25 protein-coding genes and 1 tRNA gene are annotated in these 25914 nt (G+C 63.0%); 6 read left to right on the forward strand and 20 right to left on the reverse strand.

From position 1 onward, the window contains the following. Positions 1–10: 10 nt before the first annotated feature. From AC3WOS_RS06825 to AC3WOS_RS06900, 16 genes are all read right to left on the reverse strand, one after another. Positions 11–1264 (reverse strand): NADH-quinone oxidoreductase subunit D, encoded by a 1254-nt coding sequence (locus tag AC3WOS_RS06825; protein WP_492715125.1) that lies wholly within the window; start codon positions 1262–1264, stop codon positions 11–13. Beyond that, complete coding sequence (locus AC3WOS_RS06830) at positions 1264–1857, reverse strand: NADH-quinone oxidoreductase subunit C (protein ID WP_492715126.1); 594 nt, start codon at positions 1855–1857, stop codon at positions 1264–1266. Before AC3WOS_RS06830 ends, AC3WOS_RS06825 begins: the two co-directional genes overlap by 1 nt. A gap of 15 nt (positions 1858–1872) precedes the next feature. Next, the gene (locus AC3WOS_RS06835; protein WP_008450353.1) at positions 1873–2349 is read right to left on the reverse strand and encodes a NuoB/complex I 20 kDa subunit family protein; all 477 of its coding nucleotides are present in this window, start codon (positions 2347–2349) and stop codon (positions 1873–1875) included. A gap of 3 nt (positions 2350–2352) precedes the next feature. Further along, positions 2353–2712: an NADH-quinone oxidoreductase subunit A gene (locus AC3WOS_RS06840; protein WP_492715128.1), complete on the reverse strand. Its 360-nt coding sequence runs from the start codon at positions 2710–2712 to the stop codon at positions 2353–2355. Between the two features lie 158 nt (positions 2713–2870). Next, positions 2871–2955 (reverse strand) — tRNA-Leu (locus AC3WOS_RS06845). 244 nt (positions 2956–3199) lie between these two features. Beyond that, positions 3200–3610: a preprotein translocase subunit SecG gene (gene secG, locus AC3WOS_RS06850; RefSeq protein ID WP_492715130.1), complete on the reverse strand. Its 411-nt coding sequence runs from the start codon at positions 3608–3610 to the stop codon at positions 3200–3202. 61 nt (positions 3611–3671) lie between these two features. Further along, complete coding sequence (tpiA, locus tag AC3WOS_RS06855; RefSeq protein ID WP_492715132.1) at positions 3672–4418, reverse strand: triose-phosphate isomerase; 747 nt, start codon at positions 4416–4418, stop codon at positions 3672–3674. Between the two features lie 129 nt (positions 4419–4547). Next, positions 4548–5528 (reverse strand): NAD(P)H-quinone oxidoreductase, encoded by a 981-nt coding sequence (locus AC3WOS_RS06860; RefSeq protein ID WP_492715133.1) that lies wholly within the window; start codon positions 5526–5528, stop codon positions 4548–4550. A gap of 120 nt (positions 5529–5648) precedes the next feature. Further along, complete coding sequence (locus AC3WOS_RS06865) at positions 5649–6407, reverse strand: Imm52 family immunity protein (RefSeq protein WP_492715134.1); 759 nt, start codon at positions 6405–6407, stop codon at positions 5649–5651. 73 nt (positions 6408–6480) lie between these two features. Further along, entirely contained in the window at positions 6481–7239 is a 759-nt protein-coding gene (locus AC3WOS_RS06870) for an Imm52 family immunity protein (RefSeq protein WP_492715135.1), read from the reverse strand. A gap of 77 nt (positions 7240–7316) precedes the next feature. Next, positions 7317–8072: an Imm52 family immunity protein gene (locus AC3WOS_RS06875; protein WP_492715136.1), complete on the reverse strand. Its 756-nt coding sequence runs from the start codon at positions 8070–8072 to the stop codon at positions 7317–7319. Between the two features lie 78 nt (positions 8073–8150). Next, complete coding sequence (locus AC3WOS_RS06880; RefSeq protein ID WP_492715137.1) at positions 8151–8906, reverse strand: Imm52 family immunity protein; 756 nt, start codon at positions 8904–8906, stop codon at positions 8151–8153. 42 nt (positions 8907–8948) lie between these two features. Next, the gene (locus AC3WOS_RS06885; protein WP_492715138.1) at positions 8949–9710 is read right to left on the reverse strand and encodes an Imm52 family immunity protein; all 762 of its coding nucleotides are present in this window, start codon (positions 9708–9710) and stop codon (positions 8949–8951) included. 14 nt (positions 9711–9724) lie between these two features. Then, entirely contained in the window at positions 9725–11056 is a 1332-nt protein-coding gene (locus AC3WOS_RS06890; RefSeq protein ID WP_492715139.1) for a DUF6861 domain-containing protein, read from the reverse strand. Between the two features lie 127 nt (positions 11057–11183). After that, positions 11184–11792 (reverse strand): tetratricopeptide repeat protein, encoded by a 609-nt coding sequence (locus AC3WOS_RS06895; protein WP_492715140.1) that lies wholly within the window; start codon positions 11790–11792, stop codon positions 11184–11186. Between the two features lie 47 nt (positions 11793–11839). Next, positions 11840–12604, reverse strand: coding sequence for a GIN domain-containing protein (locus AC3WOS_RS06900; protein WP_492715141.1), 765 nt, complete (start codon positions 12602–12604; stop codon positions 11840–11842). A gap of 340 nt (positions 12605–12944) precedes the next feature. Here AC3WOS_RS06900 and AC3WOS_RS06905 point away from each other — a divergent pair, with 340 nt between their 5' ends. Both AC3WOS_RS06905 and AC3WOS_RS06910 read left to right on the forward strand, forming a co-directional pair. Continuing rightward, complete coding sequence (locus AC3WOS_RS06905) at positions 12945–15695, forward strand: hypothetical protein (protein WP_492715142.1); 2751 nt, start codon at positions 12945–12947, stop codon at positions 15693–15695. Between the two features lie 71 nt (positions 15696–15766). Further along, positions 15767–16348 (forward strand): hypothetical protein, encoded by a 582-nt coding sequence (locus tag AC3WOS_RS06910; protein WP_492715143.1) that lies wholly within the window; start codon positions 15767–15769, stop codon positions 16346–16348. On the opposite strand, the gene AC3WOS_RS06915 is transcribed toward AC3WOS_RS06910, so the two are convergent. The 4 genes from AC3WOS_RS06915 to AC3WOS_RS06930 all read right to left on the reverse strand — a co-directional run bounded on the left by AC3WOS_RS06915 (position 16298) and on the right by AC3WOS_RS06930 (position 20716). Then, positions 16298–16930, reverse strand: coding sequence for a hypothetical protein (locus tag AC3WOS_RS06915; protein WP_492715144.1), 633 nt, complete (start codon positions 16928–16930; stop codon positions 16298–16300). The two genes, AC3WOS_RS06910 and AC3WOS_RS06915, sit on opposite strands and share 51 nt — an antisense overlap. A 238-nt stretch (positions 16931–17168) precedes the next feature. Further along, positions 17169–18656: an ATP-binding protein gene (locus AC3WOS_RS06920; protein WP_492715145.1), complete on the reverse strand. Its 1488-nt coding sequence runs from the start codon at positions 18654–18656 to the stop codon at positions 17169–17171. A 93-nt stretch (positions 18657–18749) separates the two neighbouring features. Next, the gene (locus AC3WOS_RS06925) at positions 18750–19460 is read right to left on the reverse strand and encodes a response regulator (protein ID WP_492715147.1); all 711 of its coding nucleotides are present in this window, start codon (positions 19458–19460) and stop codon (positions 18750–18752) included. An 8-nt stretch (positions 19461–19468) separates the two neighbouring features. Beyond that, on the reverse strand, positions 19469–20716 hold the full coding sequence (locus tag AC3WOS_RS06930; RefSeq protein WP_492715148.1) for an ABC transporter substrate-binding protein: 1248 nt from the start codon (positions 20714–20716) through the stop codon (positions 19469–19471). Between the two features lie 512 nt (positions 20717–21228). On the opposite strand from AC3WOS_RS06930, the gene AC3WOS_RS06935 reads away from it, so the two are divergent. From AC3WOS_RS06935 to AC3WOS_RS06950, 4 genes are all read left to right on the forward strand, one after another. Further along, positions 21229–22497: a maltoporin gene (locus AC3WOS_RS06935; RefSeq protein ID WP_492715150.1), complete on the forward strand. Its 1269-nt coding sequence runs from the start codon at positions 21229–21231 to the stop codon at positions 22495–22497. 144 nt (positions 22498–22641) lie between these two features. Continuing rightward, entirely contained in the window at positions 22642–23892 is a 1251-nt protein-coding gene (locus AC3WOS_RS06940; protein ID WP_492715151.1) for an ABC transporter substrate-binding protein, read from the forward strand. A gap of 171 nt (positions 23893–24063) precedes the next feature. Continuing rightward, positions 24064–25017, forward strand: coding sequence for a carbohydrate ABC transporter permease (locus tag AC3WOS_RS06945; RefSeq protein WP_492715152.1), 954 nt, complete (start codon positions 24064–24066; stop codon positions 25015–25017). Further along, positions 25007–25885, forward strand: a complete 879-nt coding sequence (locus AC3WOS_RS06950; RefSeq protein ID WP_492715153.1) for a carbohydrate ABC transporter permease — start codon at positions 25007–25009, stop codon at positions 25883–25885. The genes AC3WOS_RS06945 and AC3WOS_RS06950 overlap by 11 nt, the downstream gene beginning before the upstream one ends. Positions 25886–25914 lie beyond the last annotated feature (29 nt).

The following is a 25914-nucleotide window of genomic DNA, read 5'->3' on the forward strand; positions in this document are numbered from 1 at the left end:
GTCTTTTCGTCTAGCGGTCGATTTCGCCGAAAACGATATCCTGGGTACCAATGATGGTCACGGCGTCGGCGATCATGTGGCCGCGCGCCATTTCGTCCAGCGCCTGCAAGTGGGCATAGCCCGGGGCGCGGATCTTCATGCGGTACGGCTTGTTGGCGCCATCGGACAGCAGGTAGATGCCGAACTCGCCTTTCGGGTGCTCGACGGCGCTGTACGCTTCGCCCGGCGGCACGTGGAAACCTTCCGTGAACAGCTTGAAGTGGTGGATCAGCGATTCCATGTTGGTCTTCATGTCCACGCGCGACGGCGGCGCCACCTTGCGGTTGCTCGACATGACAGGACCCGGATTGTTACGCAGCCACTCTACGCACTGCTTCATGATGCGGTTGGACTGGCGCATCTCTTCGATACGCACCAGGTAACGGTCATAGCAGTCGCCGTTGGTGCCGACCGGGATGTCGAAGTCCATCAGGTCGTACACTTCGTACGGCTGGTGCTTGCGCAGGTCCCATTCGATGCCCGAACCGCGCAGCATGGCGCCGGTAAAGCCCATGGCCAGCGCATCTTCCGGCTTGACCACGCCGATGCCCACGGTACGTTGTTTCCAGATCCGGTTGTCGGTCAGCAGCGTCTCGTATTCGTCCACATAGGTGGGGAAGCGGCGCGTGAAGTCCTCGATGAAGTCGAGCAGCGAACCCTGGCGGTTTTCGTTCAGGGCGGCGATTTTCTTGTCGCTGCGGATGATGGACTTCTGGTGCTGCGGCATCGCGTCCGGCAGGTCGCGGTAGACGCCGCCCGGACGGTAGTAGGCCGCGTGCATGCGCGCACCGGACACGGCTTCGTAGCAGTCCATCAGGTCTTCACGGTCGCGGAAGGCGTACAGGAAGGGACCCATGGCGCCCACGTCGAGCGCGTGCGCGCCCAGCCACAGCAGGTGGTTCAGCAGACGGGTGATCTCGTCGAACAGCACGCGGATGTATTGTGCGCGCAGGGGCACTTCCACGCCCAGCAGCTTCTCGATCGCCATCACGTAGGCGTGCTCGTTGCACATCATCGACACGTAGTCGAGGCGGTCCATGTAAGGCACGGACTGCAGGTAGGTCTTCTGCTCGGCCAGCTTCTCGGTGCCGCGGTGCAGCAGGCCGATGTGCGGGTCGGCGCGCTGGATCACTTCGCCGTCCAGCTCCAGCACCAGGCGCAGCACGCCGTGCGCTGCCGGGTGCTGCGGACCAAAGTTCAGGGTGTAGTTTTTAATTTCGGCCATTATTTCGTCCCGTAATTTTCTTCGCGGATCACGCGCGGTACATTTTCACGCGGCTCGATCGTCACAGGCTGGTAGATCACACGCTTCTGCTCCGGGTCGTAACGCATCTCGACATAGCCCGAAACGGGGAAGTCCTTGCGGAACGGGTGGCCGATGAAGCCGTAGTCGGTCAGGATGCGGCGCAGGTCGTTGTGGCCGTCGAACAGGATGCCCATCACGTCGAACGCTTCGCGCTCGTACCAGTTGGCGGTGCGCCACAGGGGCGTGACGGATGGCAGCAGCGGCATGTCGTCGTCGGCGGCAAACACGCGCACGCGCACGCGCCAGTTGTGCTTGACCGACAGCAGGTGCACCACGACGGCAAAGCGCAGGCCGTCCCAGGCGCCGTCGCCATAGTTGAGGTAGTCGACGCCAGCCAGGTCGATCAGCTGATCGAAGCCCAGCGCCTTGTCGTCGCGCAGCGTCTGCATCACGCCATAGTAGTCGGCAGCCTTGACCACCAGGGTGATCTCGCCCAACGCCACGGTGGTGCTAACGCGATCGCCCAGGGCGGAGCCGAGGGCGTTTTGCAGTGTTTCCAAATGTGTAGTCATATCTGATGCGCCCCGTTAGCGTGCAATCGTATTGGTGCGCTTGATCTTGTTTTGCAGCTGCATGATGCCGTACAGCAGAGCCTCAGCCGTCGGCGGGCAGCCCGGCACGTAGACGTCGACCGGCACGATGCGGTCGCAACCGCGCACCACGGAGTAGGAATAGTGATAGTAGCCGCCGCCGTTGGCGCAGGAACCCATCGAGATCACCCAGCGCGGTTCGGGCATCTGGTCGTAGACCTTGCGCAGCGCGGGCGCCATCTTGTTGCACAGGGTGCCGGCCACGATCATCACGTCGGACTGGCGTGGCGAGGGACGGAACACGACGCCGAAGCGGTCCATGTCGTAACGGGCCGCGCCCACGTGCATCATCTCAACCGCGCAGCAGGCCAGACCGAACGTCATCGGGAACATCGAACCCGTACGCGCCCAGTTGATCAGCTTGTCGGCCGAGGTGGTGATAAAACCTTCGTTTAATACGCCTTCAATAGCCATGGCTTATTCCCAATCAAGGGCACCTTTCTTCCAGATATACCAAAAACCGACCACGAATTCGGCGATGAACACCATCATCGTCACGAAGCCGGCCCAGCCCAGTTCGCGCATGGAGACGCCCCACGGGAAGAAGAATGCCGTTTCCAGATCGAACAAAATAAAGAGGATCGCGACCAGGTAGTACCGGACGTCGAATTTCATGCGCGCGTCTTCGAAAGCTTCGAAACCGCATTCATAGGGGGAGAGTTTTGCAGAGTCAGGCTTGTTGGGCCCGAGGAGATGACCCAGGATCTGGGGCACGATACCTACGCCGAGACCGACGAGGATGAACAACAGGACGGGGAAGTAATTTTCGAGGTTCACGGTTGATAAGCTTGAGTTGAACGGTCGGTTGAAGGACACACTGCGATGCCTTGCAGTGATCTTAACGTCCGACCCTAAATCAAAGCTTAGACCAGGATCGAACGACACATCCTCGTAAAAAAGCCAGCTTAGGTACTCCCTTGCTGGCCTCTAATTTCTGGTGCCGACGACGAGACTCGAACTCGTACAGCTTGCGCCACTACCCCCTCAAGATAGCGTGTCTACCAATTTCACCACGTCGGCATTAAGGCCGCTATTCTACTGTGTTTTGCTCGCTTTGTTAATGCGTATTGCGCCAAAACAAGAAGAAAAACGATAAATCTTTACTGATTCTCACGCTGGATTGTTTTGACAGCATTTACTGCCAAAACAATGAGCAAACTACTTGAGTTCCTGCTAATTCCTGCCTGCCGCGACCGGGGGATGACCTCGATCGCAGCCACTACCATTACTACCTGCTGCTATTGTTGCCTACATCAATCGCTGCTTACTTCGGGATCGACGCGGCCGGGCCGCTGGCGGCCGGCGCTGGTGCCGGCGCTGCCGCGGCAGGTGCCGCCGGTGCTGCAGCCGAAGGGATGGCAGCTGCACCGCCGGCCGGTGCTGCCGGCGCAGGCGCCGTTACTTTATCCATCACACCGCCGCTGACGCCGGTGGTGTTGTGGGTTTGCAGGAACGACAGGCCCAGTGTGGCGCTGAAGAACAGGATGGCGGCGATGCCGGTCGACTTGGACATGAAGTTCGACGAGCCGGTGGCACCGAACAGGCTGCCCGAAGCGCCGGAACCGAAGGCGGCACCCATATCGGCGCCCTTACCATGCTGCATCAACACCAGGCCGATAATGGCCAGGGCCGACAGGACTTGCACCACAACGATCAGATTGAACAAAGTGTTCATGTTATTCCATTCTCAGTTTAAATAAGTTCTCAGCCTCTGCCCTGCCCTGCCACCCACACGCTCAGTGCGCGTGGATGATGGCCAGGAAATCGGCCGCCTTCAATGCCGCGCCACCGATCAGGCCACCATCGATGTCCGGCATGGACAGCAATTCCTTGGCGTTGTCCGGCTTCATGCTGCCGCCGTACAGGATGTGTACGCCGGCGGCCGCTGCCGCATCCTTGCCGGCCAGCTGGGCACGCAGCACCTGGTGCACGTCCTGCGCCATTTGCGGCGTGGCCGTCTTGCCGGTGCCGATGGCCCATACGGGCTCGTAAGCGACGACGATCTTCGCCACGTCGCCGGCGCCGATGGCCGCCAGCACGGCGCCCAGCTGCTCGCCGACAACGGCGTCGGTACGGCCCGCTTCGCGCTCGGCCAGGGTTTCCCCCACGCACACGACGGGAGTCAAACCGGCGGCCAGCGCAGCCACGGTCTTCTGCGCCACCAGCGCATCGCTTTCGTGGTGGTAGGCGCGGCGTTCCGAGTGGCCGATCAGCACATAGCGGCAAGCGAAATCGGCCAGCATGGCAGCCGATACTTCGCCCGTGTAGGCGCCGGAAGCATGGGACGATACGTCCTGCGCACCCCAGGCGATGGCCGTGCCTTGCAGCGCAGCCTGGCACTGGGCCAGATAAGGCGCCGGCACGCAGACCGCGCATGCCGCGCCGGAGGAGGTCAAGCCAGCCGTGATACCAGACAACAATTCCGCATTGCCGGCACGGCTGCCGTTCATTTTCCAATTACCGATGACGAGTTTGCGTCGCATAGTAGCCTAATTTTCAATAACCCGCTATTTTAACGTGAGGCCCGAAGGCCGGTCAAACCAGCGGCGCGAGCCGCTGGGCCAGAGTCGGCGAAAATGATACAAACGACCATCATCGCCGTCAAAAACGTATCAAATTACCTGCAACATGATTTTTCCCACATGGGTGCTGCGCTCCATCAGCGCATGCGCCTCGGCTGCCTGCTCCAGCGGGAAGACCTCATAGATGACGGGCTTGATCTTGCCCGCCTCGAACATCGGCCACACGCGCTTGTTCAACTGGGCCGCAATGGCGGCCTTGAAAGCGACGGAACGCGGCCGCAGGGTCGAGCCCGTGATGGTCAGGCGGCGGCGCAGCACCTGGCCCAGGTCCACCGTCGCCTTGGCGCCGCCCAGCAAGGCGATCAGGGCGATACGGCCATCGTCGGCCAGGCAGCCGATTTCGCGCGGCAGGTAGTCGCCGCCCACCATGTCCAGGATCACATCCACGCCGCGCTCGTTGGTGAGCGACTTGGCCAGGGCGGCGAAATCCTCGGTCTTGTAATTGATGCCGCGCTCGGCGCCCAGCGTTTCGCAGGCGCGCGCCTTGTCGTCGCTGCCGGCAGTGGCGAACACGCGGTGGCCCATGGCGGCAGCCAACTGGATGGCCGTCACGCCGATGCCGGAAGTACCGCCCTGCACCAGCAGCGTCTCGCCGCCGCGCAGGTGGGCGCGGTCGAACACATTGCTCCAGACGGTAAAGTAGTTTTCCGGCAGCGAAGCGGCCTCCAGGGCCGACAGGCCGCGCGGCACGGGCAGGCATTGCTGGACGGGCGCCACGCAGTACTCGGCATAACCGCCGCCCTGCACCAGCGCGCAGACCATGTCGCCCCGTTTGAACTCGCTGCCGGCCAGGTCGCCGTCCACGATTTCGCCGGCCACTTCCAGGCCCGGCAAATCGGAAGCGCCCGGCGGCGGCGCGTAGCTGCCCTGGCGCTGGAACACGTCGGGACGGTTGATGCCGGCCGCATGCACCTTGATCAGCACCTCGCCCGCCTTGACGGCCGGCACCGGACGTTCACACAGCTTCAGCACATCAGCCGGACCCGGCTTGGTGATCTCGATCGCGCGCATCACGCTTCCCCTTCCAACGCAAAGGGGAGATTGTACTTCAGGGCGGCGTTGCGCGCAGGTGGGAGGTTCGGCAAATAGCGGCGCGCGGTGGTGATGGCGCGACGGCCTGCTTGCCGCCCGCTAATCGAGCTTCTCGGCGATCAAGACATTGCGCAGTCGACGCGCCTTCGCTACCTGCAGGTGGTTATCCGGTGAAACGATTTGTGTGTCGAGTGAAATCAAGGTGCCGCCGTCCTGCGTCTCATCAAAGGTCAAGCCGCGCAGCATCTCGTGATGACGGAGTCCCGACGCGCGCGGGTCACGCAAATAGGTCAGCCATCCCACACACGGCCGCCCCGCCCCCACGGCATCGGTAAAAAGATGCGACGTTACCCGCCCATACTTTGGCTGCCATGAGGCGATCATCTCCGTAAATAGCCTTTTCAGGAATTGATATTGGTAGAACTCGGGATATGGGAAGCACTCATGCCCCGGCGGCGGGAACCCGACCGATATCGCATTAGGCACGGGGAGGAAGCCGTAGTAGCCTGCTGCCAGGGCGATACTTATGCCACCGGCCCGCGCGGATCTTCCCGTCCAAAAATCCATACTGTAGCCAAATTCTCCGACGGACTCCCACGACGGCGTGCCATCCGGGTTGGGATTGTGGTATTTGGCTTCGCTGTGACCAGCATGGCGATAAATCAGGTCGTCCAGATTGCCCAGATCAGGCAACAAGACTATCGACGAATTCGGCCGATCGCCAACCCACTCCAACGGTTGAAAAGCGGGGTGCATCTCCCGCAACTTCGCCAGGAAGCTGCGCACTGCGTCAGCGTAGTGCCGCAGACTAAGAGGTCGATCCGCCGGCCAGTAAACGCCCAAATAGAAATGCAACATCAGAAAGTTCCACTTTGCGCAAAGCGTTAAATAACACGCCAACGGTGCCGGAATGGCTGGACGCGCGCTGATGCTAGAAGAATCCTTCGGCAAGCAGCCTGCTGCGCAGACGCCGCGCTTTCGTCACCTGCACGAGGTTATCCGGCGAGATAATGTCCGTATCGAGTGAGATCAATGTTCCGCCATCTGGCAATTGTTCAAAAATCAAATCGTGAAGAGTTGGGTCGTTCCGCAGCGTGGCGGCGCGCGGGGCATGCAGATAGGTCAGCCAACCAATATACGGCGGTGCATCGTCCGTGATTGCATTGGAAAACGGATGCGTTGTGACCAGCCCATTCGCCGGCTTCCAGAACTCGATCATTTTGGTGAATAAGGTCATCAGGAATTCGTACTCGTAAAATTCACGGTAAGGCAAATTTATGTCGGACGGCAACGGAAAGCCAAGCCAGATCGCATTTGGCGTCGGAATGCCATAGCATCCAGCTTTGATCCGAATGCTCACTCCACTGGCCTCCGCGGATTTTCCGGTTTCATAAACCATGCCATAGCCGAATTTTCCGACCGAGGCCCAGGACAGTGTGCCGTCGGGGTTCTTGTCTTGATATATCGCGTCGTCACGTCCTGCATGGCGATAAATCAGATCGTTCAAGTTGCACAAATCTGGCGACAGATGTACCGCAGAATTCGCCCCGTCACCCACCCACTCCAACGCCTGAAAAACAGGATGCAGCCTCCGCAATAGCTTCAGAAAGCTGCACGTCGCATCCGCGTACTGCCGCAAAGTTAACGCGCGGTTCGCCGACCAGTAAATTCCCAAATAGAAACCGAACATCAACAAGGACTCCCAGTTAGGCAAAGCTTAGGAGTGCACCGCCAACGTCGTTGCATCAGGAAGAAATATGCCCGCGTTCAGACGAGCCTCTCGGCAATCACCTTGCTGCGCAGGCGCCGTGCCTTCTCAAGTTGCAAGTGGTTGTCTGGCGAAATGATAGCCCTATCGAGCAAAATCAAAGTACCTCCGTCAGCTGCCCTTTCAAATTCCAAGCCGGCCAACGACACGCTATTCCTCAGCGCGGCGGCGCGCGGATCACGTAGGTAGGTAAACCAGCCAACGTACGGTAGATCGTCACCAGATACCGCTTCGGAGAAGGCGTGCTGCGTCACCAATCCTCTTTCCGGCTTCCAAAATCCGATGACCGACAAGAACAGATCCCTCAGGAATTTATAGCTATAGTATTCGCGATGACTAAATGTTGGATCTTCGACGTCGGGGAAGGAAATGGTTACAGCGTTCGGGATTGGAGATTCGGTACTGCCTGCACGAATGCTCACACTTAGGCCGCCTGCGGACGCAGGCTTGCCGGTGCTAAATCTCATGGAATACCCGAAAATGCAGGTCGATTGCCAGGAAGGTGTTCCATCGGCGTTTGCGTACTCGTACAAATGACGCTTGCTTCCAGCGTGGTCATAAATTAGGTCCGCAAGATTGTTCAAATCTGCCGAAATGCTAACGGCGGAGTTTGGGCGATCGCCCACCCAGCTCAACGTTTGAAAGGCCGGATACAGGCGGAGCAACTCCGAAAGAAACCCATGACCTTCGTCCGCGTACTGTTGCAACGTCAATGATCGGCCATGCCAGTAAGTGCCCAAGTTAAAGTAGCTCATCCATTTTCCTGGCATGCAATAGATGCGGTTTCGGAAGCATTGGAGTAGCCGTCCCGAAGGTAGCGACGCAGTTCGGTGCTAAACGATTTTTTCGGCGATCAGCTTGCTGCGCAGACGCCCTGCCTTTTCCACCTGCGCGAAGTTGTCCGGCGAAATGATTTGCGTATCGAGTGAGATCAATGTCCCACCATCGGGCGTTTCTTCAAAATGCAAACCGCTAAGCGCTGCACTATGTCGCAATGCCGCCGCCCGCGGATCGCGCAAATAAGTGAGCCAACCGACGTGCGTAGGCCCCTCGTCAACAAACGCGTGAGAGAAAGCATGTGACATGACCAGTCCTTTTTGTGGCTCCCAGCAGCGAATCACCATCAGGAACAGCTTCTTCAAGAACGCATAATCGTAGAACTCACGATACGGGAACCTGGCATCGTCAACGGCGGGAAAGGAAATCGTAACGGCACTGGGGGTTCTGGTTTCAGCATTCCCAGCGCGAATCCCAACGCCAACCCCACCGCCTGACGCGGCCCTTCCAGTGTCGTAAATCATCGAATATCCATAGGCACAGGTGGACTCCCATGATGGCGTGCCATCCGGGTTCGCGTGTGTATAAAGGTAGTGGCTGTCGCCGGCATGTAGGAAAATGAGCTCGTCAAGATTTCCAAGGTCAGCGTTCACTTTGATGGCGGAGTTGGGGCGCGTACCTACCCATTCCAGTTGGCGAAAAGCCTGGTGAAACTCCTGCAACTGGACAAAGAAGGTGCGCGTGACATCGGCATACTGCTGCAACGTCAACTGCCGCTTATGCCAATAAGCGCCTACGGTGAAATATCGCATGCTAGCAAGCCCTTTGCAGATCGGGACGGTCGGAGTAGCCAACTAGGTGACGATTCGTTCAGCAACTAGCATGCGGCGCAAACAGCGCGCCTTCTCCACCTGCGCGAAGTTAGTTGGAGAAATAATTGTCTTATCGAGTGAAATCAACGTTCCGCCGCCGGGCATCTCTTCAAAGGTCAATCCACGCAGCGCATCACAATTACGCAATGCGGCGGCGCGCGGATCTTTCAGGTACGTGAGCCAACCGACATATGGCAGCGCATCTTCCACGACTGCTTCGGAAAATGGGGGCATCGTTACCAAGCCGTTCGCCGGTTTCCAGAACGTTATCATCTTGGTGAACAGGCCCTTCAGGAAATCGTAATCGTAGAACTCGCGATGCGGGAAAGTTGTGTCGCCCGGCAATGGGACGGCGATCCGTATCGCATTGGGCGTAGGAATGTCATAGCCCCCCGCTTTAATCCCGATACTTACCCCTCCTGCTCGCGCTGATTTCCCTGTGCCAAAGTCCATGCTGTAGCCTAAGTAGCCGACCGATTGCCACGACGGGGTCCCATCCGGATTCGTGTTCTGATATATGGTCTCGTCGAATCTCGCGTGCTGATAAATTAGTTCATCCAAATTGCATAAATTGGAAGACAAATCTATCGCGGAATTCGGTCTGTCACCAACCCATTCTAATGATCGAAATGCGGGGTGTATTCCTTCCAGCAATTGCAGAAAACTACGCGTTAGATCCGCATATTGACGTAAGGTTAGGGGACGGACCGCCGGCCAGTAAACTCCAAGATAGAAAAATGACATAGATAAGATCCCCCTTATGATTTTGGCGTCAGAACTAATCTGATACCACTGACTTGCTCGGCGTCCAAGGCTCTTCTTACTGCGAACAGGCTTTCCTGAGTACTGAAGTGCCACTCCACCGGAATCCCCTTCGCAGCTATCAATTGATTGTTTGCCTGCTGGCTCACCTTCTTCTGCCAGAAATCCACATCTTTTGGCGGATAGCCCTTCCAGTCCTTGGCATCAAGCAAAACCTTGCGCTCCGCATCGAATCCATCGAAGCGGACTTTCCCCGATGGTACGCGATCACTTGGCACATCATATTCAATCCCCCGCCGCACGCCCGTGATTTGTTCTTGATATGCCTCACCACCTGTGCGTTTGGGCGACAGTTGCCAAGATCCCGGGCCGCCTTCGGTTTTGCCGATGAGCGGTTCAATTTCGCGCAATACCTTGCCTGCCGTTTCGGCCGGTGCAGTACTATTCCCCGCCTTGCGCGGCCGGGACGATGGCGCTTGCCCGGCAGTATCGGCGCCGATGGCGCCATTGCCCGTCCCCTTTCCGCGCTCCTGCAACAGCGGCTGCCTGACCAGCCGGTCGGCATTCTGCTCCAGCCAACCAGCCATCTTTGGCCCCAACCGGGCACTTTGGCGCACTTCCGCCAGCAGGACCGGCAACTGGCCCTTGCCCCTCGTCAGATAGGCGACCATGCCGGCCAGCAGGGCGATGACGAGGATTTCGTGGCCGCGCGCAAAGTCGCGTGCCGCGTGATACGTGCTGCCTGGCTGGAAATCCGCGCCGAAATGCGGTGCGTCGAACGAGTTGATGCCAAGATCGGGCATCCGTCCCCATGCTTCGCGGAAGCCGGCCTGATAGGCATGTGCGGCGCGCGGCAGGCTGTCGGCCATGAAACCGACCACGGATTTCAGGCCGAAGAAACCCAGCAGCAGATTGCCCGCCTGCGCCCCGGCGAGCGCGCCGGCCGTCGCGCCCGGCAATATGCCAGCCCCGAACACCAGCATGCCCACGCCGGCGCCGATGACACCGCCAGCCAGCACGCCACCGCCGACGTAGAGCGCGACATCGTGGCAGATCTCGCTCAGCACCGGCCAGATGTCGGCCAGGCCGATGCCGCTCAACTTGGCCTCTAGTTCGCGCAGCGCAATAGCTTCGGATGCGGCGACTGCGTCGCGCACCCGGTACGCCCGCTCGCCCAGACGGGCACCCGCAGGCCAGTTCCAGTAGTCGAGATGGGAAGAATATGGCGCATGCGCGCGGCGCCGCTGGAGAATAGCCTCGGCCAGGCACTCGTCATGCCGGTGCAGGCGGGCATAGTAGTCGGCGCGGTCGAAACGGTAGCTGCTCATGGGAAGCGAACTGTGCGTTTATCGTCCGCACAGCTTGCGCTTCCGGCAGTTTCCAGCGTTGAGACATCACAAACGACAGCGACAGGCGCGCGGTCGCGCCGTTCCTGTCAAACGGGGCAAGCGGGGTTTAGCTCCCCCCCGTGCGCGACTGGCGCGGCAGCGGCGTGTTCGGCTTCCACGCGGCCGACAAGGCCTGGCCTTCTTCGATCTGTTCCTGCGTCATATTGCGCAGCACGGCGGCCCGCTGTTCGGCCGCGTTCATGGAGCCGTTGGCGGCGGCCAAATTCCACAGCATGTAGGCGATCACGTTATCCTGCGGCATGCCGCCGATATGGTAGCGGTACATGAGGCCCAGCACCTGCTGCGCTTCCGCATGGCCCTGCTCGGCCGCCTTGCGGAACCAGACGATGGCTTGCTTGTGGTCCTGGATCACGGCGTTGCCCGTGTAGTACATGGCACCGACCACATATTGGGCGTCGGCCTTGCCCTGCAACGCCGCCTTGCGATGCCATTCCAGCGCCTGCTTGTAATCCTGCGGCACGCCGCGGCCCATGTAGTACATCAGCCCCAGCAGATGTTCGGCGTCGGCATTGCCGGCCTTGGCCAGGGGTGCGATTTCGCGGTATGCCTGCGCGTAGTTCTTGTTGTTGTAGGCCATGGCGCCGTCGGCAAATCCGGCGTACGCGGCCTGTTGCGCGGCCAGCAGCAAACTGATCGCGAAGATGATTTTTTTCATGTCGATTAACGATGTGTATGTCTGTCGGTTCATCGGTCTGGCCCCGTTTATTTCCAGCTGACCTTGCCCAGGCCATCGACGCTGACATTGCGGTTGGCCGGCTTGCCGTACACGGTGACGGAACCGAGACCGCTCAGGTTGAGCGTGGCGTCGTTGCGGGCCGTCACGGTGGCGTTGCCCAGGCCGCTTAGCTGCAGATCCACGGCGTCGGCCTGGAATTGCTGCGCGTTCAGGCCGCCCAGTCCGCCCAGCGATGCGCGCAGCAGTTTGCTGCGTCCGCCCAGCGTGATGTAGCCGGCCCCATGCAAGTCCACTTCCACGACATCGTTCTCGCTCACCCACAGGTGCATGCTGCCCACACCGCCCAGATTGGCCCTGAGCTTCTTGTAGTCGCCCGCCACTTTCATGGAGCCGGCCCCGTCCAGCGTCAACTCCAGTTCGTCGCCCATGAAGCCGTTCACCTCCGTCATGCCCACGCCTTCCGACACCACTTCGCGCAATGCCGGCAGCACCAGTTCGGCCCGTACATTGGAACGGTTCAGCTTGATGCCCCGCCCTTCCGTGTCCAGGTGCAAGGTGTCGCCCGTCTGTACGGCCGTGATCTTGCCCATGTAGCGCTTGTCGGCCACGATGATGAGCGACGGCTGGGCGCCGTGCGTCAGCTTGAGGTCGATCACGCCGTCCAGCAGCACGCGCACCACGCGCGCGTCGATGGGGTGCGACTCGGTGACATATTCATCGGCCGCATGGGCGCGGCCCAGCAGCGTACAGACGGCGGCCAGCAGCAGGCCAAAAGGGAGCAGTTTCTTCATATAAATGGTTTCCTCGGAGGTGGTTCTGGATCGCCATCGGTCGGGGATGCGGATGCTCGCCAATGTAGCAGAGCCCGGCAACGGGCGCAGCAGATTGCGACGAACTGCACAATTGGCGTCACAGAGTGCCGAATTGCGCCCTTCCCCCTCCTCCACCGCGGCATGCGGCGCCCGGCCCCGGCCGCCCCCTGTCGGAAAAGCTGACAGTGCCGGGCCCGCTCAGCGGCGCGCCGCCCGTCGCCACGGGCATGGCCGGGCTCGGCACGATAAATGCATGCCCGCGCCAGGGGGCCGTTCCGGCCCGCCCTCAACCTGCTGCACGTATTGGAAAGGATATGGTATGTCCATCGATCATCCGTATCGCCGCCGCATCACGCGCCACCTGCCGCGCCGCCTGGCCGCGCGCTGGCTGGCGCCGTTGCTGGCGTTGCTGGCCTTGAGCGCCAGCGGCCCCAGCCAGGCTTTCTGCCCGAAGAATGGCCTGGTCTGTTTCATCACGTCCAAATCGGCCGGTAGCCTGACCCACCAGGACATTACCCAGCGCGGCATCGAGGACCTCGACAAGCGCTATTTCAGCGTGCCCAAGCTGACCGCCTCCATGCAAAAGGCGCTGGACCGCATCATCGAAGCCGACGCCAAGGTGGATGAGGACCAGACCAGCTCGGCCAAGCACTTCGACGGCGAAAACGCGGCCGGCGCCCAGCTGCGCCTGGCCACGCTCAAGCAGAACGTGCTGGACGCCCTGCGCAGCGATCCCATCAACGCCACCGGCGCGCGCGACAACCTGGGCAGCGCCCTGCACACCATCCAGGACTTCTATTCGCACAGCAACTGGGTCGAGATGGGCAACGGCGGCGCCAATCCGGACGTGGGCCGGCCCAACCCGCTGGCCTTCGCCGGCCCCGGCGTGACGACGTGCTCGGGCTTCACGGACACGGGCCTGACCTGCGCCAACTCGTCCAACCTGGTCGGCTCGCTGCTCACCAGCGGCTATTACGGCGGCGAAGACCGGGTCAAGCCCGGCAACTTCAAGTGCAGCCACGGCGGACCGCTGGACAAGAGCTCCAAGTCCAGCGACCTGCTCGGCTACTTCCGCGAAGGCATCAACAAGGACACGCTGTACTGCGACATCTCGCCCCACAGCACCTTCCACAACACGGCCGCCGGCGCCGCCATCGCCGCCACCCAGCAGTTCGTGGAAGACATCAAGGCCGAGATCACGCCGGCCCAGCTCAAGGCCCTGCTGGGCGCCGGGCCCACACTGGCGTTCGCCATCGACACCACCGGCAGCATGGGCGGCATCATCGCCGGCGTGCGCAATTCGGCCATCAACATCGTCAACGCCCGCCTGGGCACGGACGAGGAGCCGCTGCAATACGTGCTGGCCCCGTTCAACGACCCGTTCACCGGTCCCGACCTGGCCACCAACGATGCCAGCGTCTTCAAGTCGGCCATCAGCGCGCTGGGCGCTGCCGGCGGCGGCGACTGCCCGGAACTGGCCATGACGGGCATCTACCACGGCCTGTCGCTGGCCGATCCCGGCGGCGACCTGTTCATGTACACGGACGCGGCGGCCAAGGATGCGGCACTGGCCGGGACCGTGATCGGCCTGGCCAAGAGCAAGGACATCAAGATCTACCCGGTGCTGTTCGGCAGTTGTTCCCCCATCACGCCCGGCTTCCTGCAGGCGGCCAGCGAAACGGGCGGCCAGGTGTTCTTCCTGTTCGGCGGCGAGGCCGGGGCCGTCACCCAGCTGGCCGACCTGGTGGGGCGCAACAATGCGGTGCAGATCCTGTCGGTGCAGGACCAGTTCCCCGTGCACAAGACCTATCCCGTGCCCGTCGATGCCAGCATGACGCGGCTCACCGTGTCCGTCAGCACGGCCGTGCAGGGCTTGCCGCCATTCGTCCACCTGGTCCGGCCCGATGGCGTGGTCATCAGCGCGGCCACGGCCACCGCCTTCCTCAACCTGAGCAGCGGCACCATCATCTCGATCGACCACCCCATGCCCGGCCCGTGGCAGCTGACCGTGGGCGACACGTCCGGCATCATGTACGTGAACGTGAGCGGCATCGCCGGTCTGGCGTTCAGCTCATTCAAGCTGGCCCGCTTCGGCGCCCAGCCGCCGCACCAGGGCTTGCTGGCCATCGATGGCGAGCCGGGGCCGGGCCAGTTGCTGTACGCGCTGGCGGCGCTGACGGAACTGAGCAGCGCGCCCCAGTTCCAGCTGCGGCAAAAGAATTTCGGCCTGATCGGGCCGCTGGCGCTGGAGCAGGATGCCACGGATGGCGGCAAGTTCTTCGGTCCCATCACCGTGCCCAACAGCCCGTTCCTGGCCTATGCGACCGGCACCGACAGCGCCGGCTATCCGTTCCAGCGGCTGGTGAGCCTGATGGTGTCGCCGCAGACCGTGTCGCTCAAGCCGCCCGCCCCGCAAGACCTGCGGCCGGGCATGACGACGGCGTTGATGTACCAGGTGCGTAACGACGGCGCCCCCGCCACCTTCAGCTTTGCCGCCACGGACGACCAGCATTACATCGGCAGTGTCAGTCCGGCCAGCGTCACGCTGGGCACGGGAGAGAGCAGCAACGTGACGGTGCAGCTGACGCCGCCCGCCACCGCCCGCATCGGCAGCGCCGACAACGTCACGGCGGCCGTGCAAAGCGTGAGCGATCCGGCGGTCCACAACAGCGCCTCGCTGACCAGCTTTGTGACGGGCGCGGCCCAGGTACTGGGCAAGCCCAACTTCATCGCGGAAATCGTCGGCCAGGAGACGGTGGCGCCCGGCGTGACCGGCATCGACCTGCGCTTTACCAACGCGGGCGCGGGCACGGCGCAGAACATGACGCTGGCCGCGCTGAGCCTGCGCACGCTGAGCGGCACGGGCATGGTGACGCTCAACACGGCCCTGTCGCCCACCCTGCCCTTCGTGACGCCCAATGTGGATGTGGGCAGCTTCTTCACCGTGCGCCTGACGTTCAACACGCCGGCGGATGTGCAGCGCTTCAGTGTCAGCGAAAGCGGCACCGTGTCCGACATCGCGGGTGTGCCTTATGCCTACTCGCAGGCGCAGGCTGTGATACCGAAATGAAGCAGCGCGCCCGTCCCTGTGGACGGGCCGCTTCCAGCATTCAATGCAGCACTCTTGCAGGGAGACTCGTCATGAAACCCATTTCCTTTTGCGCGCTGGCCGGCCTGCTGGCCAGCCTCCTGTTGGCGCCGGGCGCGCGCGCCACGCCGTTCACCTTCACCTTCAGCGCCACGCCGTCGGGCGGCATGATCAGCGGCCAGCCGGGCCAGCTCACCGGCTGGGGCTACGACATCGGCAACACCGACACGGTGGACTGGTTCGTGCCCACCCAGCTGAGCGCATCGTCGTTCAGCATCGGCACGCCGGACGCCAGCTATTTCGACTTCCCCATCCTGGCGCCGGGCAGCAGTGCGTCGCGCGCTTTTGATGCGGCCACCATTGCCGGCCTGTTCGGCGTCCAGGTGTTCGGCTTCGCTACGCCGGGCCAGAGCGACAGCGGCGTGTTCACGTTGTCGGGCGAATGGTGGGATGGCGATCCGCTGGCCGGCGGTGCGCTGATCCAGCTATCCGATCCCGTAACGGCGCCGTTTGCGCTGCAAGTGCCGGGCGCGCCGACATTGCCCGTGCCCACCACGGCGCTGCTGTTCGCCACGGGGCTGGGCTTAATGGGACGGCGTTGGTGGATGGGCCAGCGCCACGGCCAGCAGGCCTAGCAGGTCGGCGCTTGCCAGCGGGGCCGGCGCGGCGGGACGGATGTCGAGATAGAAGCCCGGGCCCGTGCGGCCCAGCAGGTCGAGCTTCTTGCCATGCCGCTCGGTGGGCTGTACCTGGATCAGCGTGAGCCGGGTCTGGTGCGCGCCCTGCCCTTGCAGGTGGACGATGAACTGGCAGGAGAAAGGCGCGCCGCCCGCCTCCCAATAATAGTCGGCGTCGGGCACGATGAGCACGTCATGGCGGCGCGCATCGATGGGGAGCTGGAGCCAGCGCGCCAGGGCCGGCGTGGGCGACAGCGCGAGGTCTGTATCCGGTGGGAACAAGGGCGCGCCAAACGGCAGCGCCAGACGGTATCGGCGGCGAGCCTCGCCCCCCGGCGCCAGGTGCTGCATGGCGCGCAGCACCAGTTGCTGGGCCTGGGCCGGCGCCAGCTCGATGGTAATCGCATCCGGCTCGGCGCTCGCCGCCCGCAGCGGCAGCATGGCAAACAATGAGGCGCAGACCAGCGCCATCAGCAACGACGGCCATCTGGCCAGGGCGCTGGTGAATTCACCTCTCATCGTATGTAAGACAGCAATCATTTTCCGCCTCGCCATCCGTGCCGCCTGGCTGCGCGTGCCATGCCACCGATATGACGGCGGCCCGCACAAACGCAATAGCCAGTTCCAGTCCAGCACGCCACCAAAAAAGGGGGACGTCCCCATTAATTCGAAAAAAGGGGTACGTCCCCATTTATTCGCATTTATTCGTGTGCGACTGAGGCTACTGTCGCACAAGATGCGCGGCGATGCCCGCGACCGCATCAGCAAGCGGCGCCGTTCAGCTTTCGAGCGGGGTGAAGGCTGCGCCGGGCAGGAGGATGGTGGCGCGGAAGCCACCCTCGGGATGGTTGTCGAGCAGCAGTTCGCCACCGTGGGCTTGCACGATGCCGCGCGCGATGCCCAGCCCCAACCCCATGCCGCTGCTGTTTTGCTGGCGCCCATGCTCGAGCCGCACATACGGCTCGGCCAGCCCTGCTATCGCTTCGGGCGGCACGCCGGGCCCGTGGTCGCGGATCACGATGGCGATGTTGCTGCCCCGCGGTTCCACGGCCAGTTCCACCTGCTTGCCGTAATGCAGCGCGTTGTTAAGCAAATTGCCGATGGCGCGCTTGAGCGCCAGCGGCTTGGCCGCCACGCTCAGGCCCGACGCCGCGAACGACACCTGGTGACCGGCCAGCTGTGCATCGCGCACCATGCGCCCCAGCAAGGCGTCGAGCCGGATCTCGGTGGGGTTCTCGTGGATGTCGCTATCTTTTACAGTCTGCAGCGCGCCCTTCACCATCATGTCGAGCTCGTCGAGGTCTTCGTGGAACTCGTCGCGCAACTGGTCGTCGTCCAGCAATTCCGTGCGCAGTTTGAGCCGCATGATGGGCGTGCGCAGGTCGTGCGAGATGGAGACGAACAGCCGTTCCCTGTCCTCGATGTAGCGCTGGATGCGCTCGCGCATGGCGCTGAAGGCCCGCACCGTCTTGACGAATTCGCGGCTGCCCGTTTCCGGCAAGTCGGGCATGCGCTCGCCGTTGCCAAACGCGGTGGCCGCTTCCGACAGGGCCGCCAGCGGCCGCGTGGTCCAGCGCACGACGAGGATGGACAGCAGCAGCACGGCCGCCAGCGACAGCGCTTGCAGCAGCACGCGGTCGCGCGTGAGCGGGTTGCTGCTGTCGAGGAAATAGGGATTGGGCATCAGCGTGGCGAGGTACAGCCAGTTGCCCGGCCCCATTTCCGCCTGGATCAGCAGGATGGGCGCCGGCGCCGGCTTGGTCAGCACCACGTTCTGCACCCACCCTTCCGGCATGTCGTTGAGGGTGGTGCCATCGTCGCTGACGGGCAGATGGTCGGGCCAGGCGAAATCGATGCGCAGCTTGCTCAGGTTGGGCACGTCTTCCTTGAGCGTGGTGCGCACCTGGGCGATGGCCACGTCGGCCAGCGCCTGCTCGCCGATGCCGGCGATTTCCACCGGCGCCCGGTTGACGTTGACGAGGAAGCGGGTGCCGCCCATTTCGCGGAACTGCTGGATGATGAGGGGCCGGTAATTGGGCGGCAGGCTGAGGAAGAAGCGGATTACCTTGGAGGCGCTGTGGGCCAGGTGCTGGGTGGCCGTGCGCACTTCCACTTCCGCTTCCGCGTGGCGCTGGGTGGCCCAGATCCAGTTGCCGGCCAGCTGGGTCAGCAGCACGCCGGCCACCATCACGACCGACAGCCGTCCCAGCAGCGACGGCGGCAGGATGCGCGCCAGCCAGCGCCCCGGGCGCAGCCGCGCAGTCATTTCAAAACGGCCATGGCTAGGCATGGCGACGAAGACAGTGCGCGTGTACGGCAAGGCGCCATCACGACGCCATGGGCTGTTTGAAGTGGTTTCTTAGACATTGCTGACCGTCACATCGGCTGAGAACACGTAGCCGGCGCCGCGCACGGTCTTGATCAGCAGCGGCTGCTTGCCGCCGTCGTTCAGGCGCAGGCGCAGCCGGCTGATCTGCACGTCCAGGAAGCGGTCCATGGGGCCGGCGTCGCGGCCCCGGGTTTCCTCGCACAGCACGTTGCGGTCCAGGATGTCGCCCGCGTGTTCCACGAAATACTTGAGCAGCTGGAAGTCCAGCCCCGTCAGCGGCACATGTTCGCCGCTGGGGCCCGTCACCGTGCGCTCCACCGTATCCAGCGTGTAGCCGACAAAGCGGTAGAAGCGGGGCGCGGCCACGTTGTCCATGCCGGTGCGGCGGTGGATGGCCTTGATGCGGGCCAGCAGTTCACGCGGGCTGTAGGGCTTGGAGATGTAGTCGTCCGCGCCCAGCTCCAGCCCCACCACGCGGTCCGTCTCGTCCGAGCTGGCCGTGAGCATGATGATGGGCACGTTGGAGCGGCGCCGCACCGTCTTGCACAGGGCAAAGCCGTCCGTGTCGGGCAGCATCACGTCCAGGATCACCAGCGACAGTTCGTCGGCGTAGCGGTTGAACTCGGCCAGGAAGGTTTCGCCGTTGTGGGCCAGGCCCACGTCGTACTGGTTCTTTTCCAGGTAGGTCTTGAGCAGGGTGCGGGTTTTTTGGTCGTCGTCGACTATCAGTATCTTACGCATGGTGTTGCCTAGTGTGTCTTGGTGAAAGTGCGCGCAATGGCGGCCAGCCGGCGCTGCGCGTCGGCGACGGTCACGCCGTCGTCGAGGAAGAAACGGTGCAGCTCGGCCACCATGGCGTCGCGCACGATCTCGTCGGTGGCCATGCGGTGCACCAGGCTCGGTATCTGCGCCGCGGGGCCGCTGGAAAACAATTTGTAGGAGGCGCGGGCGCAGCTGTCCATCCTGGTCAGCATGGGGTTGCGCAGCACGGGGATGGAACCCTTGACCAGATTGTAGTCGTTCTGCAGCGTTGGCGTCATGATGAGGGCGGCCAGCTTTTCCTGGGCCGGCCGGTGCGGCTCGCGCGTGGCCAGCATGCTCAGGGTGTCGATGTTGTACAGGTGGTAGCTGGCCGTGCCGGGCACGACGGCGCAGCCGAAACCTTCGTCCACGGCCAGGCCGCGCGCCACCAGCTCGCCCTTGGCCCAGTCGCCCATCACCAGCATGGCGGCGTTGCCGTCGGCCAGCTGGCGGGTGGCCTCGTCCCAGGTGCGCTCGGGCACGGGCTGGTCCATCCATTTCTTCAGGTGGCGCAGCCGGGTCAGCGCGCTGACCAGGCGCGGGTCGGCATAGGCGGCCGCTTCGCGGCGCTGGAACAGGGCGCGGTAGAACTCGGCGCTCTCGGACAGCACCAGCGTCTCGAACAGGGTGGCCACCTGCCACGGCTCGCTGCTCTGGGCCAGCGGCACCACCCCGCCCTGCTGCAGCACGGCGGCCGCGTGCTCGAACTCGGCCCAGGTGGCGGGCGGGTTCAGCTTGTATTGGGCGAACAGCTTGCGGTTGTAGAACAGGGTGTTGATGCGGTGGATGCCCAGCGGCGCGGCGTAGACATGGCCGTCGGACTGGATGGCGGCGGCCACGGTCGGCTGCAGCAGCTTGTCCCACTTGCCGGCGGCGGCCACGGCATCGAGGTCCAGCAGCAGGTCGAGCCGGGCCCAGTCGCGGATCACGATGCCGTTCACCTGCGCCACTTCCGGCGCATCCTTGGCCAGCATGCGGCTGCGCAGCACGATGCCGGCGCCCACGCCCGAGCCATTGGGGATCATGCTGTCGCGCCAGGCGATGCCTTCGTCGTTGAGGCGGGCGGCGATCAGGTCGACCGCCTTGCGCTCGCTGGCCGACTTCCACCAATGCAGCACTTGCAAGCCGTCCGCCTGCGCGGCGCCCCATGCCGCCAGGCACACCAGCGGCAGCAGCCTGCGCAGCGTTTTCACCATGTCTCCTCACTCCAGCAGCGGCCCGCCTCGTCGGATGGGCCTGTTCTTATCGATTGCGGCAACAGGAACCCCATGTTGCCGCTGAGACTATACCTTAGATAAAGCAACAAACGTTGGTAACCATGTTCAGCATTTTGCAATAAAGCGTATGGAATTGTTGCGTTTTGTTGCAGCCGGACGCCCACCCCATTATCCGTTGCCAGGCCTGCAATGACGGGCTAGCGGGCCCTTGCGCCGCGCCACCCATTGTAAAGAAATGTAAGCGGCCAATACCGGCAAAAACAGGGCAAATCCAATCAAATCAAGTACTTAACCATATTTCAGATAGGGGAACGTGTCTCACTAGCATCACATTAGGGCCGATGCTACTGTGCATTTGCCGTAGCAAAAAACTACAACATCCACCGCAGCAGCAACAGTGTGGCAGATACGCCGGCATGGAACGAGAGATAACGCGGCAGAAATGCCGACGTGTCCAGGTCCGCACTGATAACCATAAGGAGACTGTCGTAATGAAGCATACCGTCCTGAAAACCCTCCCGGCCATGCTGGCCCTGGCCCTGGCCAGCGGCGCAGCCCACGCCGACGCGTTCAACGATACCGAGGGCTTCCACGGCTACCTGCGCGCCGGCTCCGGCGCCAGCTCGACCCACGGCCCGCAAAGCTGCTTCGGCCTGGGCGGTCCTACCCAGAGCTACCGCCTGGGCAACGAGTGCGACAGCTACACCGAATTCGGCTACACCCACGAACTGGCCAAGTCCGAAAACGGCGCCACCTTCGTCGGCACCCTGTGGGCCAACGCCTACAAGAACAGCTCCGACTTCGGCAACGCTCCCCTGAACGTGGCCAAAGCCTACGTCGAAGCGCGCAACCTGCCCTTCATGAACGGCGGCACGGTCTGGATCGGCAAGCGTTACTACTACCGTCCTGATATCCACATGCTGGACATGCAGTTCATCAACATGAACGGCACCGGCGGCGGCCTGGACAAGATCAACCTGGGCCCGGGCAAGATCAGCTACGCCGTGTTCAAGGATAACGACCAGAACCAGTACGATCCAAGTCTGTCGACCGTCATCAACACCCCGGCCGCGATCCGCCAGAACCTGGTGTACGAAGGCCTGCCCGTCAACGCCGGCGGCACGCTGGACGCCGCATTCACCGTCATCACGGCCCAGGGCAAGGGCACCCAGGACCACAACGGCTGGAACGCATCGCTGTTCCACAAGCAGGCCGGCACCTTTGGTGGCGGCAACACCGTCGGCGTGCAGTACGGCGTCGGCCCCGGCACCGGCATCGGCGGTCCTTGCTGCGCACGGATCGGTTCCGCGGGCAGCACCACGCTGGGCTCCGACGTGACCCGCGTGCGCGTGTTCGACGACCTGTGGATACAGCCGACCAAGCAATTCAGCGCCGAAATGGTGGCCCTGTGGCAGAAGGACAAGTCCGACGCCAACGGCAGCACCACCTGGACCACGGCCGGTATCCGTCCCGTGTACGCCTTCGCCCAGAACTTCAAGCTGCAAGCCGAACTGGGCGTGACGGGCCTGAAGTCCGGCACCACCGGCGAAACGGCCCGCCTGACCAAGCTGACCATCGCCCCGACCATCACCGTGGGCGAAGGCTTCTGGCAGCGTCCTGAACTGCGCGCCTACTTCACCTACGGCAAGTGGAACAAGGAAGCGACGGCCATGGTCAACGCGGCCAACAATTCCGGCCCCGTGTACGGCAACGGCACCAGCGGTTCCTCCATCGGCCTGCAGATGGAAGCATGGTGGTAAGCCGCCCGGCACTGCGCCCGGCCCTTCCCCTGCCTGCCCTGTAGCCTACCCGCGCGCCGGCACCACACCAGTCTGTACGGTGCCGGCGCGTTTTCGTGATAACGTAGCAAAGTTACATCAATCCACATAACGGAGACATATAACATGACCCTCAAACCCCTCGTTCAAGCTGCCCTGCTGCTGTCCGCCGTCGCCGCCTCCGCTGCCATGGCCGCACCCCAGGTTGAAGTGCTGCACTACTGGACTTCCGGTGGCGAAGCAAAATCGATCGCCGAACTGAAGAAGATGATGGAAGCCAAGGGCGTGGCCTGGAAAGACTTCGCCGTGGCCGGCGGTGCGGGCGAAAACGCCACCACCGCCCTGAAGGCACGCGTGATCGCCGGCAGCGCCCCCACCGCCGCCCAGATCAAGGGCCCGGCCATCCAGGAATGGGGCCAGGAAGGCGTGCTGGCCAACATCGACGCGGCCGCCACCGAAGGCAAGTGGGAAAGCCTGCTGCCATCCGTCGTCACCAAGGTGATGAAGTACCAGGGTCATTATGTCGCCGTGCCCGTCAACGTGCACCGCGTGAACTGGCTGTGGGTCAACCCTGCCGTGCTGGCCAAGGCCGGCGCCAAGGCCCCCACCAACTTCGACGAATTCTTCGCCGCCGCCGACAAGATCAAGGCCGCCGGCATGGTAGCCGTGGCCCACGGCGGCCAGCCATGGCAGGACGCCACCGTGTTTGAATCGGTGGTGCTGGGCGTAGGCGGCGCCGCCTTCTACGACAAAGCGCTGGTCAAGCTGGACCAGGCCTCGCTGACCAGCCCGACCATGGTCAAGTCCTTCGAAACGCTGGGCAAGATCAAGACCTACATCGACAAGGATGCGGCCGGCCGCGACTGGAACCTGGCCACCGCCATGGTCATCAACGGCAAGGCCGGCATGCAGTTCATGGGCGACTGGGCCAAGGGCGAATTCACGGCCGCCGGCAAGGTGCCGGGCAAGGACTTCCTGTGCCTGCCCGCACCTGGCACCGAGAAGGCGTTCACCTTCAACATCGACTCGCTGGCCATGTTCAAGGTCAAGAGCGCTGAAGAGCAGAAAGCCCAGCTGACCCTGGCCAACGCCGTGATGAGCCCCGAGTTCCAGGAAGTATTCAACCTGAACAAGGGTTCGATCCCGGTCCGCGCCGGCGTCTCGCGCGCCAAGTTCGACGCCTGCGCCACCCGTTCGATGGACGACATGGCCGCCAGCAGCAAGGCCGGCATGCTCGAGCCGAGCATGGCCCACGGCATGGCGATCGATTCGGCCAAGGCCGGCGCGATTCAGGACGTGATCGCCAAGTTCATGAACTCGTCGATGACGCCGCAGGCCGCCGTGCAAGCGCTGGCCAAGGCCGCCAAGACGAAGTAAAGCTGCAACCGATGCTGTAATGCTGTCGCGCGGACCGCGGTCCGCGCACAGAGGCTCCCAGTACGTCGTTCCCGCGCAGGCGGGAAACCATGCCGCCCATCCTGTGGTGCGCGGCATGGCACCCCGCCCGCGCCGGAATGACGGCTCCGGCCTCCCGCTTTGGAGAACCCCATGTCCGCTACAACCGCAACCCCGGCCAGCCCGGCAGCCGCCACCGCGGCCCGCGCCCCGGTCCGCGCCAGCCGCTTCGCCGGCCTGGCCGACACCTGGCTGCCACGCCTGGTGCTGTCGCCCACCATCATTGCCTCGCTCGTGTTCGTGTATGGCTTCATCGGCCTGACGGCCTGGCTGTCGCTGACCGACTCGCACATGATGCCCAATTACGAGTATTCCGGCTTCGGCCAGTATTCCACCCTGTTCGAGATCGACCGCTGGTGGACCGCCGCCGCCAACCTCGGCATCTTCGGCGGCCTGTTCATCCTGGTCTGCCTGGCCATCGGCCTGACCATGGCCATCCTGCTCGACCAGCGCATCCGCCACGAAGGCGCGCTGCGCGCCATCTACCTGTACCCGATGGCGCTGTCGTTCATCGTCACCGGCGCGGCCTGGAAGTGGATCCTCAACCCCGGCCTGGGCCTGGAAAAGATGATGCACGACTGGGGCTACACCAGCTTCAGCTTCGACTGGCTGGTCAATTCCGACATGTCGATCTACACCGTGGTGATCGCCGGCGTCTGGCAGTCGTCCGGCTTCGTCATGGCCTTGTTCCTGGCAGGTTTGCGCGGCGTCGACGACGCCATCATCAAGGCCGCCATGGTCGATGGCGCCAGCCTGCCCACGATTTACCGGCGTATTGTGATCCCCTCCTTGCGTCCGGTCTTTTTCAGCGTGCTGCTGGTGCTGGCGCACATCGCCATCAAGAGCTTCGACCTGGTGATGGCGCTGACCGCCGGCGGCCCCGGCACCTCGTCGGACGTGCCGGCCATCTTCATGTACCAGTTCTCGTTCACCCGGGGCCAGCTGGGCCTGGGCGCGGCGTCGGCAATGATGATGCTGGCCACGGTGCTGGCCGTACTGGTACCGCTGATGTACATGGAAACCAAAGGAGCGCGCAATGGACGCTAACATCAACGCCGACGGCAGCCGCATCACGGCCGGCCGCGTGGCCATCTACACCCTGCTGGTGCTGGTGGCACTGTACTACCTGGCGCCGCTGTACGTGATGCTGACCACGTCGGTCAAGACGCTGGACCAGATCCGCGCCGGCAACCTGCTCGACTTCCCGCTGCACCCGACCACGGCGGCCTGGGGCAAGGCCTGGGACAGCGCCTGCACCGGCGTGCGCTGCGAAGGCTTGCAGCCCTACTTCTGGAACTCGGTGCGCATGGTGATCCCGGCCGTGCTGCTGTCCAGCCTGATCGGTTCGCTCAACGGCTACGTGCTGGCGCACTGGCGCTTCCGCGGCTCGAACGTGGTGTTCACGGCCCTGATGGTGGGCTGCTTCATCCCGTTCCAGGTGGTGATCCTGCCGATGGCGCGCCTGTTGGGCCTGGCCGAACTGGCCAACACCACCAGCGGCCTGGTACTGGTGCACATCATCTACGGCATCGCCTTCACCACCCTGTTCTTCCGCAACTACTACGTGTCGGTGCCGGAAGAACTGGTGAACGCGGCCCGCATCGACGGCGCCGGCTTCTTCACCATCTACCGCCGCATCATCTTCCCGCTGTCGCTGCCCATCTTCATGGTGTGCTTCATCTGGCAGTTCACGCAGATCTGGAACGACTTCCTGTTCGGCGTGGTGTTCGGCGGGTCCGACGCGCAGCCGGTGACGGTGGCGCTCAACAACCTGGTCAACACCTCGACCGGCGTGACCGAGTACAACGTCAACATGGCGGCGGCCATCATCGCCGCGCTGCCTACCCTGGTGCTGTACATGGTGGCGGGCAAATACTTCGTGCGCGGGCTGACGGCCGGCGCAGTCAAGGGCTAACACAATACCGGCGCCGGCATCCTGGCCGG

This window comes from Rugamonas sp. FW305-51, assembly GCF_058786935.1.